Origin of the sequence: Pseudomonas fakonensis (assembly GCF_019139895.1) — a bacterium.
GTDB classification, from domain to species: Bacteria; Pseudomonadota; Gammaproteobacteria; order Pseudomonadales; family Pseudomonadaceae; genus Aquipseudomonas; species Aquipseudomonas fakonensis.
Map to the genome: position 1 here is coordinate 160977 of NZ_CP077076.1, position 12231 is coordinate 173207.

Below are 12231 nucleotides of genomic sequence, written 5' to 3' on the forward strand. Positions count from 1 at the left end.
GCATCGGCGCCACCAAGCGTTAGTCTTTTGAACGTGCTGTGGCCTGAATGAAACTTGTGTTCAGGCTTATAACCAAGGATGGCTGATAGCTCGCGAAGTGCTGGTGGCAAAGATGAACCTTCGTATTGGCTCACCGTCTGCACTAAAGAACATCGGGTGACGGTTGATGGCATGTTGCCCGCAACTTGCGCAATGGAAGAGAGTGCCACGTGGAATCCGAAGTCAGTCGAGTCCTGCTCAGTCATGATCCGCGTAGTCAGCACGACGATCCGCTGCTGGACTGTCTGCTGACCCTGTGCGTGCTGCACCAGAAACCCGCCAGCCGGGTGATGCTGACCACCGGGTTGCCCTTGCCCTCCCAGCGCCTCACCCCCGAGCTGCTGCCCCGTGCCGCCGCCCGCGCCGGCCTGCAGGGGCGCATGCTGCAGCGCAAGCTCGAGCAGATCCCCAGCATCGCCATGCCGGCCATGCTGCTGCTCAAGGAAGGCCGCGCCGCCGTGCTGCTGGGCTGGGAAAACGCCGACACCGCACGCCTGCTGCTCAGCGAAAGCGACGGCGGCGAGGTGCTGGTCAGCCGCGAGGCGCTGGTCAGCGACTACAGCGGCCGGGTGTTCTTCGCCCAGCCGCAGCACAAGTACGACGTCAACCACGGCAACCTCATCCCACGTACTCGCTCGTGGTTCCGCGACACCCTGCTGCGCAGCAAATGGCTGTACATCGACGCCATCGCCGCCAGCCTTGTGATCAACCTCATCGCCCTGGCCGCGCCATTGTTCGTGATGAACGTCTACGACCGCGTGGTGCCCAACCAGGCCACCTCCACCCTGTGGGTGCTGGCGGTGGGCATCACCGGCGCCTACATCTTCGACCTCATTCTCAAGGGCCTGCGCAGCCTGTGCCTGGACCTGGCCGGCAAAAAGACCGACCTGATCATCTCCGCCACGCTGTTCGAGCGCATCGTCGGCATGGCCATGAAGTACCGCCCGGCGCGGGTCGGCAGCTACGCGCAGAACATCCACGAGTTCCAGGGCCTGCGCGACTTCCTCGCCTCGCTCACCCTCACCAGCCTGATCGACCTGCCGTTCACCCTGATCATCCTGGTGGTCATCGCCATCATCGGCGGGCACCTGGTGTGGATCCCGGTGCTGGCCTTCCCGCTGGCCCTGGGTATCGGCTACGCCCTGCAAAAACCGCTGATGGCGACCATGGAACGCACCATGGCCCTGGCCTCCGAGCGCCAGTCCAGCCTGATCGAGACCCTCGCCGGGCTGGATGCGGTCAAGGTCAACAACGCCGAAAGCGAGCGCCAGTACATGTGGGAGCAGACCCTCGGCACCCTCAGCCGCCTGGAGCTGCGGGTCAAGGTGCTGTCGGGCCTGGCCATGAACATCACCCTGCTGATCCAGCAACTGGCCGGCGTGGCGATGATCTGCGTCGGGGTGTACCTGATCATCGACGGCAACCTCAGCATGGGCGGCCTGGTGGCCTGCTACATGCTCAGCGGCCGCGCCCTCGGCCCGCTGGGCCAGCTCAACGGGCTGCTGGCGCGTTACCAGCAGGCCAAGGTGACCATGACCGCCACCAACCAGATGATGGACCTGCCCCAGGAGCGCAACTTCGAGGAACGCCCGCTCAGCCGCCAGGTGCTGCAGGGCGCCATCGAGTTCCGCGGGCTGGACTTCACCTACCCCAACCAGCAGAACATGGCGCTGAAGAACATCAGCCTGACCATCCGCCCCGGCGAGAAGGTCGGCATCATTGGCCGCAGTGGCTCAGGCAAGAGCTCCCTGGCCAAGCTCATCGTCGGCCTGTACGAGGCCGACAACGGCGCGCTGCTGGTGGACGGCGTGGACATCCGCCAGATCGACGTCAGCGAGTTGCGCCACAACATCGGCTACGTGCCCCAGGATATCCAGCTGCTGGCCGGCACCCTGCGCGACAACCTGGTCAGCGGCGCCCGCTACATCGAGGACGAGCTGATTCTGCAGGCCGCCGAGCTTGCCGGGGTGCACGAGTTCGCAAGGCTGCACCCGGACGGCTACGAGCTGCAGGTGGGCGAGCGCGGGCAGAACCTGTCCGGCGGCCAGCGGCAGAACGTCGCCTTGGGCCGGGCGCTGCTGCTCAACCCGCAGATCCTGCTGCTCGACGAACCCACCGCGGCCATGGACAACACCGGTGAGGAACGCCTCAAGCAGCGCCTGCAGGCGGTGGTCGAAAACAAGACCGTGCTGTTGGTCACCCACCGCGCCTCGCTGCTGTCGCTGGTCGACCGGCTGATCGTCATCGACCGCGGCCAGGTGGTTGCCGATGGCCCGAAAGCTTCTGTCATGGATGCGCTGAAGAAGGGGCAGATCAGTGTTGCCTAAACTCGATGTCGGTCACTTCAAGGACCAGCTGCGCCGCTACTTCAAGGGCTCGGACTCGCTCCACGGGCAACCCCTGCCCGAGGTCAACAAGGCGCTGATCGAAGACGCCCCACGGGTGGTGCGCCTGACCATCTGGGGGGTGATCGCGTTCTTCTTGTTCCTGGTCGTCTGGGCCAGCTTCGCCCCCATCGACGAGGTCACCCGCGGCGAGGGCAAGGCCATCCCCTCGTCCAAGGTGCAGAAAATCCAGAACCTCGAGGGCGGCATCGTCGCCGAAATTTTCGCCAAGGAGGGCGAGGTGGTGGAGGTGGGCCAGCCGCTGTTGCGCCTGGACGAAACCCGCTTCGCCTCGAACAAGGGCGAAACCGAGGCCGACCGCGTGGCCATGGCCCTGCGCGTCGAGCGCCTGAGCGCCGAAGTCGATGACCGGCCGCTGAACATCGACAGCACGCTGCGCGAGTCGGCGCCCAGCCAGGCCGCCAGTGAAGAGTCGCTGTACAACAGCCGGCGCCAGCAGTTGGGCAACGAAATTGACGGTCTGCAGCAGCAGCTGGTGCAAAAACAGCAAGAGCTGCGCGAGTTCAACTCCAAGCGTGCCCAGTACAGCAACCAGTTGGGGCTGTTGCGCCAGGAGATCGGCATGTCCGAGCCGCTGGTGGCCAAGGGCGCCATCTCCCAGGTGGAGATCCTGCGCCTGCGCCGCGCCGAGGTAGAAATGCGCGGCGAGCTGGACGCCACCGGCCTGGCCATCCCCCGGGCCGAAGCTGCAGTGAAAGAGGTGCAGAGCAAGATCGAAGAGACCCGCGGCAAGTTCCGCAGCGACGCCCTCACCCAGCTCAACGAGGCCCGCGCCGACCTCAACAAGACCACCGCCACCAGCAAAGCCCTGGACGACCGGGTCAACCGCACCCTGGTCACCTCGCCGGTGCGCGGCATCGTCAAGCAGCTGCTGGTCAACACCATCGGCGGGGTGATCCAGCCCGGCAGCGACATCGTCGAAGTGGTGCCGCTGGACGACTCGCTGGTCATCGAGGCGAAGATCCTGCCCAAGGATATTGCCTTCCTGCACCCCGGCCAGGAAGCCATGGTCAAGTTCACTGCCTACGACTACACCATCTACGGCGGGCTCGAGGCCAAGCTCGAGCAGATCGGCGCCGACACCGTCACCGACGAGGACAAGAAGACCACCTACTACCCGATCCGCCTGCGCACCGAAAAAAGCCACCTGGGCACTGACGACAAGCCGCTGCTGATCATCCCCGGCATGGTTGCCACGGTGGATATCAAGACCGGCAAGAAGACCATCATGAGCTACCTGCTCAAGCCGATCATCAAGGCCAAGGCCGAGGCATTGCGTGAGCGTTGAGCGGGCGAGCGGGCCCTGCGGGTTTTCGGTTAACCTTGGCCCTACTGCGCCTCTACAAGGACCGCCATCATCGTTCCCGCACTCTCGCGCCGCCAGCTGCTGGGCCTGTTGGCCATGGCGCCAATAATCGCCAACCTGCCGGGTTGCACTCGCTCCTCAGGGCTGCAGGGCAGCTTTCTGCAGCTGTGGAAGAGCCACGCCGACCTCACCCCCGAACAGTGGCGCCAGCGCCTGGCGGCCACCGCCGCCATGGGCTGCCGGACCATCACCGTGCAGTGGGTCGGCCTGGTGGGCGGCGATTCGCCGTGGATGATCCCCGATGCCAGCTTGCGCACGGTGTTCGACATCGCCCGCGACGAAGGCATGCAGGTGCAGCTGGGCCTGCCGTTCGACAACGCCTGGTGGCCGGCGCTGTCGGCCGATGCCCAGGGCCAGGCGCGTTTCTTCGCCCAGGCCCTGACCGGGGCGCAGGGCTACATGGCCAGCGCCCCGTGGGCCGAGCACCGCGCCTTCGCCGGCTGGTACATCCCCTACGAGCTGGAGCAGTACCACTGGGCCACTGCCGACAGCCAGCAGCGCCTGGCGCAGTGGCTGGCGGACATGGCCAGCAGCACCCGCCAGCACAGCGACAGCGTGCCAGCCATTTCCACCTACTACAGCGTGCTGCCCACCGAAGGCTCGCTGGTGCAACTGTGGCGCACACTGCTCGACAGCACCGCGTTGCGGCCGGTGGTGCAGGACGGCGTTGGGGTGGCCGGCTGGGCCAACCTGCAAGGCATCGAGCCGCTGCTGCTGGAGCTGCGCAGGCGCAAGGTGGCATTCGATGTGGTGGTGGAGCTGTTCGAGCAGTTGCCGTCGCCGAACAACGACGGCAGCGACTTCCAGGCCCGTTCTGCCGATTACGCCCGGGTCAACCGCCAGTTGGAGTGGGCCCGCACCACCGGCGCCGAGCAAGTGGTGGCCTTCGCCCTCGACCCCTGGGCCCTGGGCGATGACCCCCGCGCCAAGCGCCTGCTGCACGACTGGCAGCAGCGCCGCGGTTGAGGCCCCCGGTTGATAGGGTTCCTGAGGGCTACGCGATCCCTGTGGGAAGCGGCCTTGTGTCGCGATGGGCTGCGCAGCAGCCCCAGGATTTCGGCATCATGCAAGATCGTCGGGGCCGCTGCGCGCCCCATCGCGACACAAGGCCGCTTCCCACGGTTCAGGCCTGCGCTGTACCTGTAGGAGCCGGCTTGCCGGCGATGAGGCCCGAACAGGCTGGCGCTAAAGACTGCGCCCGATAATCTCGAGCATGATCTCGCTGGTGCCACCAAAAATGCGCAACGCCCGCGCATCGGCCCAGGCCCTGCCAATGCCGTACTCGCTGCTGTAGCCATACCCGCCATGCAACTGCAGCAACTGGTCGAGCACCTGCCCCTGCATTTGCGTGGCATTGAGCTTGGCCATGGCCGCCACCACCGGGTCCAGCGTGCCCTGCATCAGCTGGCGCGCGCAGTCGTCGAGGAACGCCCGCAGCATGGTCAGGCGCGCACGCGCATCAGCCAGGATGAAGCGGTTGTGCTGGTGGTCGCTGACCCGCTTGCCGAACACCTTGCGCTCGCGGGTGTAGGCCAGGGTTTCTTCAAGCATGCCCTCGGCATGCGCCGCGGCTCGCAGGGCAATGGCCAGGCGCTCGCGGGCCAGTTCCAGGCCCAGGTATTCAAAGCCTGCGTTCTCTTCACCCAGCAGGCAGTCGGCCGGCACGCGCATTTCATCGAAGAACAGCTCGCAGGTGTCCTGGGCATGCTGGCCGATCTTGGCCATGGCCGGGCCCTTGCTCAGGCCCGCCAGCCCCGCCTCGACGCAGAAAAGCGACAGCCCGCGGGCGCCGAGGTCCGGCTCGGTACTGGCGACGACGATGATCAGCCCGGCGTTGACGCCGTTGGTGATGAAGGTCTTCTGGCCATTGAGCACATAGTGCTCGCCCTCGCGCCGGGCGCGGCAGCGCACGGCCTTCAGATCACTGCCGGCCCCCGGCTCGGTCATGGCGATGGCGCCGATCAGCTCGCCTGCGGCCATGGCCGGCAGCCAGCGGTCTTTCTGCGCCTGGCTGCCGAGGTTGTACAGGTAGGGCGCGACCATGTCGGAGTGGATCGAAAAACCAATGCCCAGGCAGTTGGCCCGGGCCAGTTCCTCGATCACCACCATGGCGTGGCCAAAGTCGCCATCGGCGCCATAGGGCGCCGGCAGCGCCGGGCACAGCAGGCCCTGGGCGCCGGCTTCGCGCCACAGCGCCGCCGGGGTCAGGCCGTCGCGTTCCCAGTCGGCATAAAAGGGCAGGATGCGCGCCTGGATAAACCGCTGCACCTGTTCGCGAAACAGCAGGTGGTCATCACGAAAGAGTGTGCGCATGGCCGCTTACCGGGCCAACGGCGCGGTGCCGGCCAGCTCGCCGCGCAGCACGGGCTGGCTGGCGCTGCCGGTGAGGAACAGCGCGTAGTGATCGCCCGGCTGCAACTGCGGCAAGGCCAGGGCCTTGGCCTGGGCGGCGCCGCAACCGGCACTCAGGTTGGCGCTGACCGGGTTGATGGCGCGGGCCTGGCTGGTGTTGGGCTTGACCTCGCTGAACAGCGTCGGGCCGTCGGCGACCTGCAACTGGCCGGCCGGGCAGTCGCCGGCCAGGTTGTAGAAGCGCAGCTCGGCCTTCAGCGCGTCATCGCTGGCCGCGCTGTCGTCCAGCACCTGCAGCTTGCCGGCGTTCAGCACCACACTCTGGTAGCTGTCGGCGGCCACGTTCAGCTCACCCACTACTTTGCCGGCGATGCTGATAGTGAACGGCTCGCCGCCCTTGACCACGTTGTAGCTACTGGCCAGTTTGTCGGCGCCCAGCGCCTGTGGGGCGTTTTGCCCGACCTGCACCTGCACGGCGGTGGCATCCGGGTGCAGCACGCGGACGAACGCGGAACCGGCTGGTGGGCGTGGGGCATACAGTTGCGCCAGCTTGCCTTCGGCCTGGGCAGCGTGGGGCAGGGCCGCACTCAGCACCAGCGCAGCGGCGAACAGATTCAGAGCTTTCATGCAGTCTCCTTGGGGCGTTTCACGCGGGCATCCTGGTACAGCGCCGCCAGGCGCTTGCGGTCGACCTTGTCGGACAAGGTCGCCGGGAACTGTCCGCAGGCCAGCAGTTCGGACGGGATCATATAGGAAGGCAGTCTGCCGGCCAGCCGCTGCTTCCAGTCTGCCAGCGCCTCCGGCAGCGGGCCCAGGGTGGCAGCGGGCAGTTGCTCCGGCGTTTCGATGAAACCGATCATGCGCACCAGGGCGCCATCCGGGCGGCGCAAGGCCACGGTGGCAGCAGCGCTGACACCCGGCAGGGTGGCCAGGCCGGCATCCACTTCACCCAGCTCGATGCGGTAGCCGTGCAGCTTGATCTGGTCGTCGCGTCGCCCATGGAAGAACACCCGCCCCTCGGCGTCGATATCGGCCAGGTCGCCACTTCGGTAGGCGCGCTTGCCGTTGTGCTCGAACAGCACACCCGCGCTCAGGTCCGGGCGGTTGAGGTAACCGCGCATGACGTGGTCGCCGGCGATGCACAGCTCGCCGTCTTCGACGAACAGCTCGGCGTACGGCTTGGCCCGGCCAATCGACAGCGGCTGGGCACCCGGCGCAAGCGGTGGCTCGATCTCGATCCAGGTGGTCGAGCAGGTCGCCTCGGTGGGGCCGTAGGAGTTGATGATGCGCGCCTTGGGGAAGCGCTGCCAAAGCTGCAGGGCCAGGGTCGGGGTCAGCGACTCGGCGCCGAACACGAACACCTGCAAGGCCGGCAGGTGCTCGGCGTCGAAGGCATCGTTGAGCAGTTGCTGGCGCACGAACGAAGGCGTCGAGGCCCACACCTGCACCTGCCCCTCGGCCAGGTAGCCAACGAACGCCTCGGGGGCGGCGATGACTTCACGCGGGCACAAGACGCACTGCCCGCCCAGCGCCAGGGCGCCGCACAAATCGAACAGCGAGAAGTCGAAGCTGAACAGCATCTGGTTCATGAACGCAGGCGCCGGGCCCAGGGCCAGGCAGTCGCGGATCCAGCCGGCGAACAGCGCCAGGCTGTCGCGGCCGATCTGCACGCCCTTGGGGTCGCCGGTGCTGCCGGAGGTGAACATGATGTAGGCCAGGTTCGCCTCAGCCAGCGGCAAGGCTTGCGCAACGCCTGCGCCGAAGCTGTCGCTGGCGGCGTCATAGCAGCGGGCCGCGCCGACCAGCTCGATGATCCGTTGCAGGCGCTGCGGCGGGTTGATGCTGTCCAGCGGCACATAGGTCACGCCCAGGCGCAGGCAGCCGAGCATGGCTACCACGAACTCGATCTGCTTGTGGCCGCTGAGCACCACGGCCGTGCCGGGCGCGATACCTTCGGCCTGGGCGCGCAGCATCCACGCCTCGACGGCGGCCTGCAGGCCGGCCCAGTCCAAGACCCGACGGGCATCACGCAACGCCGGGGCGGCCCCGCCTTGCGCGCAATCGGCAAAGTCGCAGCGGTCGAAATCGAAGTGCATCCGGCAGCCTCCCTGGTGCGTGCCCGTGCGGGCTCAGCGGTTGTTCTGGACGAAGGCAGCCAGGGCGTCGACCGACTCCAGGTGCTCGTCGATCTCGGTGGCTGGCACCTTGCAGCCGAATTCGGTTTTCACCGCCATGACGATGTCCACGGCAGTCATCGAGTCCACCAGGCCCGACTCGATCAGCAAGTCGTCGTGGGCAACGCTGGTGCCGATTACGCTCTCGATGATCTCGGCCAGTTTTTGCTTGAGGTCGCTCATGTCGTTATCTCTATAAGGTCAGAATTGGAAGTACAGGAAGCGTGCTTCCTTGTGCAGGTTCATCAGGCACAGCAACAACAGCGCCGCCATGATCGCCAGCCACTTGAGGTTGGGGGCCCAGCGCAGGGCGGCCGGGCCGTCCAGCTGGGCGCGCGCCAGCGACGGCGAGAAGCCGCCCATGATCTGGTGCGAGTTGGGCAGGAACCAGGCCACCGCCAGCACCGCCAGCACGTGCAGGGCCTCGAGGTGGCGGCCGACCAGCATGCGCCAGGCATCGCCCCAGGCCACACCGGCCGGGTAGAGGACGTCCGGCAGACTGCCCAGGCCACGCAGGCCGAACATGCCCTCGACCAGCAGCACGGCATCGTGGGTGGACTCGGCGCGGAAGAACGCCTGGGCGACGATCACCGCAGCGAAGGTCAGCAGCACGTAGCCCGCCACCTTGAGCGGGTGCTGCGGGCCCTTCTTGTTGTTGCGCCCGACCACGAAGATGCGCCAGGCATGGTTGATCGATAGGTAGCCGGCGTGCAGCAGGCCGAAAATCAAGAACTGCAGCCCGGCACCGTGCCAGATGCCGGCCAGGCCCATGGTGAAGGTGGTCGGCAGGATGATCGCCGCAGCGAAGCCGCCGGCGGTGGCCGCACCCTGGGTGCCCACCGGCAGCCCGCGCTTGCCGCGCCACTCCGACACCGCCATGGCCACCGGGTAGTACAGGTAGGCGGTGAGGTAACGGGTCAGGGTGATGTGCCAGCGCGCCCAGAAGTCGATGATGTTGCTGGCCTTGTAGGGCGAGTTGAAGTTCAGCGGGAAGCGGATGCCGAACATCTTCGCCAGGCCCAGGGCCATGTCCGAATAACCGGAAAAGTCGAAGTACAGCTGCAGCGCATAGGCGATACCGGTACCCCAGGCGGCCCAGAAGCCCAGGCTGCCCGGGTCGGCGAAACCTGCATCGGCATAGGGCGCGATGGGGTCGGCCAGCAGCACCTTCTTGGCCAGGCCAATCACGAACAGCATGCCGCCGATGCTCAGGTTCTCGGCGCGGAAGCGGTAGTTATCCGGCTTGGCGAACTGCGGCATCATTTCTTTGTGGTGCAGGATCGGGCCGGCGATCAGGTGCGGGAAGAAGGTCACGAACAGCACGTAGCTGAGCAGGCTGCGTTCCTTGACGATGCCGGCGCGGCAGTCGAGCAGGTAGCCGATCTGGGTGAAGGTGAAGAACGAGATGCCCAGCGGCAAGATGATGTCGTCCAGGCGCGTGCCGGCCAGGCCCCAGTCCTGGGCGAAGTTCACCAGGGTGACGAAGTACTTGTAGTGGAACAACAAGGCAAGGTCGGCGCCCACGCCTGCGGTGGTCACCAGCAGTTGCAGCCTGGGCCGCCCGGCGCTGTTCAGGATCAGCAGGCTGACCAGGTAGTTGAAGGCGATCGAGCCGATCAGCAGCAGCACGAACTGCGGGTTCCACCAGCCGTAGAACACGATTGAGGTCACGCACAGCCACAAGGCTGCGCCGCGCAGGCTGCGGGCGGCGATCAGGTAGTGCGCAGCCAGGGTCAGCGGCAGGAACAGCAGCAGGAACAGGTAGGAGTTAAAGAGCATGGTCGGCCTGCTTTTCAGGTAGCGATGCCAGCACGGCGCGCTCGTCGGCGGTCAAAGGCAGCGACAGGGCGCTTTCGGAGAATTCCCAGATCACCAGTTTCAAGCTGGCCGGCCAGCGTTCGCGCTTGCCCAGCGCCGCCAGCAGGGCGCCGCTGAACTGGCCGCCGTCCATGCTCTGGTTCCACACCTGCTGGCCGAGGTTGCGCCCCAGGCGCTCGGCGAAGGCGCTGCGCCGGCCGTTGGAGCTGCCGGCCAGCAGCACTTCGACCACTGGCGTGTCGTCCAGCAGGCCGCCGCCGCGTTGGGGCTGGATCTGTTCGGGGTACTCGTCTTCAACGGCCGGGCGCCAGGCCGCCGAGGCGTGTTCTAGGCCGGCGAGGACGATCAGGTCGCCCATGCGCGGCTGGGCGTTGCCGGCCTGGCTCTGGTTGAACTGCTGCGCGCCCTTGCCGGCCAGCAGCGGCAGGGCGGCGGCGGCCACGGCGTCGGCGGCGCGCTGGGCGCCGCTGGCATTGAGGTGCACGTCGGTGCGGAAGAACCGCGGCGCTTGTTGCGGGCCCTCGGCCAGGGCGCTGCCCAGGTCGGCGTAGGGCACGCCCAGGCTGGCCAGCCCGGCCTGCCACTGGCCCAGCCGCGCCTGCAACTGCGCTGACTGGCGCAGGCCGCACAGGGCCTGGGTTTCGATGCGTGATTTGTCCGGCACGGCCACCAGCAGCACCTGCAGGCCCTGACCGTGCAGCTGCGCCACCCAGTGCTGCATCAGCCGCTGGCGCGCCTCGAAGGCGCCCTTCACGCCGGGCTGCGCGCGCAGGCCGTCGCGGTAGAACAGCCAGCCCGGGCAGCCCTGCACCACCTGGTCGCCCAGGTCGCCCAGCAGGCGATAGCGCACGGCGGCGCTGACGGTGTCGGCATCTTTTTGCAGCGCCGGCTGCAGGGCATCGCCCAGCGCCTTGCCCGCCTCACCGTCGAGCCAGGCCGCAGGCTTGAGCTGCGCGGCATCCAGCTGGTCGTTGTGCAGCAGCCACAGGCCGCAGGCCTGGGCCAGCAGCAGCAAGGCGATCACCGCGGCGCTGTAGCCGCGGTGCGAAGGGGTGCCCTGGTCAGCCATGGGTCACTTACCGGCAGCTGCGCGCAGGCGCTGGCGCCAGGCGTCGGCGGACATGATCGAGGCGTTGTCCCACAGGCCGCTGGCCTGCGGGCCCTGGGCGTAGGTGGGCTCGAACATCTGCCACACCAGCACCTGCGGCGGGTTGCGCTTGAAGTCCGGCGACTCCAGGTACTCCAGCAGCATGATCCACTGGCCGACGTTGCCTGGCTTCCAGTTCACCGACACCGGGCGGTCGATGCTGTTGGACAGCTTCTGCGGGAAGCCGAAGTACGGCTGCACCATGCTGTGGCCGGTCACGTGCAGCGGCGCCGGGGCATCGTCCAGCAGGCCGTTGGCGGCCGCCTGGCGGCGCACGGTGAAGGTTTCGCGGCCGGTCTGCTTGCGCTGCTCGGGGGTGAGGAAGCGCTCGGCCAGGTCGCCGAAGCGGCGGTCCTTGAACTCGCTGCCCAGCACCATGCCGCTGCCGGCGCTGCCCTTGAGGGCCGGCACGTCACGCTTGGCCTGCTCGGCGGTGGCCACAGCGGTGGCGTCGGCGGCGGCCTGGGTCCAGTGCTGGTCGGTGCGGTAGAACACCTCTTGGCCGCTGCCCTTGACCTGGCGCAGCACCGCCTCGTCGTCGATGGCGCTGATGCCGGCCTTGTGCAGGCTGGCGAGGATGGTCTGGTAGCGCTGCTGCACCTGCGCGCTCAAGGCTTTGCCGGCGGGCAGCTTGTCCTGGTAGAAGCGCGTCTTGTCCGGCAGCACCAGCACTTGCAGCTGCACGCCACGGGCGGCCAGGGCCTGCTGGGCGTCCTTGATCAGCGCGGTGGAGGCCTCGATGCCGCGGCTGTCCACCTCGGTCAGGCTGCCCCAGCCCGGGAACAGCCAGCCTTGCTGGCCTTGCAGCACGATCGAGGAATCATCGGCGCGGGCGGCGGGCACGGCCAGCGCCACGGCGGCGGCCAGCAGGCCGGCAAACAGGCCGGTGCGGGAAAGGTTGAGCAGAGAAGACGGCAGCATCAAAGAGGT

At 67.3% G+C, this 12231-nt stretch carries 10 protein-coding genes; 3 read left to right on the top strand and 7 right to left on the bottom strand.

Annotation, left to right across the window (positions count from 1 at the left end; all coding sequences use genetic code 11):
- Positions 1–209 precede the first annotated feature (209 nt).
- The 3 genes from KSS94_RS00655 (at position 210) to KSS94_RS00665 (ending at position 4776) form a co-directional block, all read left to right on the top strand.
- The gene (locus KSS94_RS00655; RefSeq protein ID WP_217841195.1) at positions 210–2366 is read left to right on the top strand and encodes a type I secretion system permease/ATPase; all 2157 of its coding nucleotides are present in this window, start codon (positions 210–212) and stop codon (positions 2364–2366) included.
- Positions 2356–3732 (top strand): HlyD family type I secretion periplasmic adaptor subunit, encoded by a 1377-nt coding sequence (locus tag KSS94_RS00660; RefSeq protein ID WP_217841196.1) that lies wholly within the window; start codon positions 2356–2358, stop codon positions 3730–3732. The genes KSS94_RS00655 and KSS94_RS00660 overlap by 11 nt, the downstream gene beginning before the upstream one ends.
- Positions 3733–3846: 114 nt before the next feature.
- Complete coding sequence (locus KSS94_RS00665; RefSeq protein WP_217841197.1) at positions 3847–4776, top strand: DUF4434 domain-containing protein; 930 nt, start codon at positions 3847–3849, stop codon at positions 4774–4776.
- A 219-nt stretch (positions 4777–4995) separates the two neighbouring features.
- On the opposite strand, the gene KSS94_RS00670 is transcribed toward KSS94_RS00665, so the two are convergent.
- From KSS94_RS00670 to KSS94_RS00700, 7 genes are read right to left on the bottom strand one after another with little or no spacing between them, the layout of a single operon-like run.
- Entirely contained in the window at positions 4996–6123 is a 1128-nt protein-coding gene (locus KSS94_RS00670; protein WP_217841198.1) for an acyl-CoA dehydrogenase family protein, read from the bottom strand.
- 6 nt (positions 6124–6129) lie between these two features.
- Positions 6130–6789 carry an alginate O-acetyltransferase AlgF gene (locus KSS94_RS00675; RefSeq protein ID WP_217841199.1) on the bottom strand — a complete coding sequence of 220 codons (660 nt, stop codon included), beginning with the start codon at positions 6787–6789 and terminating at the stop codon, positions 6130–6132.
- Complete coding sequence (locus KSS94_RS00680) at positions 6786–8258, bottom strand: AMP-binding protein (RefSeq protein ID WP_217841200.1); 1473 nt, start codon at positions 8256–8258, stop codon at positions 6786–6788. Before KSS94_RS00680 ends, KSS94_RS00675 begins: the two co-directional genes overlap by 4 nt.
- A gap of 33 nt (positions 8259–8291) precedes the next feature.
- Positions 8292–8519 (bottom strand): acyl carrier protein, encoded by a 228-nt coding sequence (locus KSS94_RS00685; RefSeq protein WP_217841201.1) that lies wholly within the window; start codon positions 8517–8519, stop codon positions 8292–8294.
- 18 nt (positions 8520–8537) lie between these two features.
- Positions 8538–10115, bottom strand: coding sequence for an MBOAT family O-acyltransferase (locus KSS94_RS00690; RefSeq protein WP_217841202.1), 1578 nt, complete (start codon positions 10113–10115; stop codon positions 8538–8540).
- Positions 10105–11223, bottom strand: coding sequence for an alginate O-acetyltransferase AlgX-related protein (locus KSS94_RS00695; protein ID WP_217841203.1), 1119 nt, complete (start codon positions 11221–11223; stop codon positions 10105–10107). The genes KSS94_RS00690 and KSS94_RS00695 overlap by 11 nt, the downstream gene beginning before the upstream one ends.
- Before the next feature lie 3 nt (positions 11224–11226).
- Positions 11227–12222, bottom strand: coding sequence for an alginate O-acetyltransferase AlgX-related protein (locus KSS94_RS00700; protein WP_217841204.1), 996 nt, complete (start codon positions 12220–12222; stop codon positions 11227–11229).
- Positions 12223–12231 lie beyond the last annotated feature (9 nt).

Excerpts from the sequence above, each read along its gene's own strand:
- KSS94_RS00670 (WP_217841198.1), bottom strand. The coding sequence starts at position 6,123 with ATGCGCACACTCTTTCGTGATGACCACCTGCTGTTTCGCGAACAGGTG.
- KSS94_RS00685 (WP_217841201.1), bottom strand. The coding sequence starts at position 8,519 with ATGAGCGACCTCAAGCAAAAACTGGCCGAGATCATCGAGAGCGTAATC.
- KSS94_RS00690 (WP_217841202.1), bottom strand. The coding sequence starts at position 10,115 with ATGCTCTTTAACTCCTACCTGTTCCTGCTGCTGTTCCTGCCGCTGACC.
- KSS94_RS00700 (WP_217841204.1), bottom strand. The coding sequence starts at position 12,222 with ATGCTGCCGTCTTCTCTGCTCAACCTTTCCCGCACCGGCCTGTTTGCC.
- KSS94_RS00665 (WP_217841197.1), top strand. The coding sequence starts at position 3,847 with ATGGCGCCAATAATCGCCAACCTGCCGGGTTGCACTCGCTCCTCAGGG.
- KSS94_RS00675 (WP_217841199.1), bottom strand. The coding sequence starts at position 6,789 with ATGAAAGCTCTGAATCTGTTCGCCGCTGCGCTGGTGCTGAGTGCGGCC.
- KSS94_RS00680 (WP_217841200.1), bottom strand. The coding sequence starts at position 8,258 with ATGCACTTCGATTTCGACCGCTGCGACTTTGCCGATTGCGCGCAAGGC.
- KSS94_RS00695 (WP_217841203.1), bottom strand. The coding sequence starts at position 11,223 with ATGGCTGACCAGGGCACCCCTTCGCACCGCGGCTACAGCGCCGCGGTG.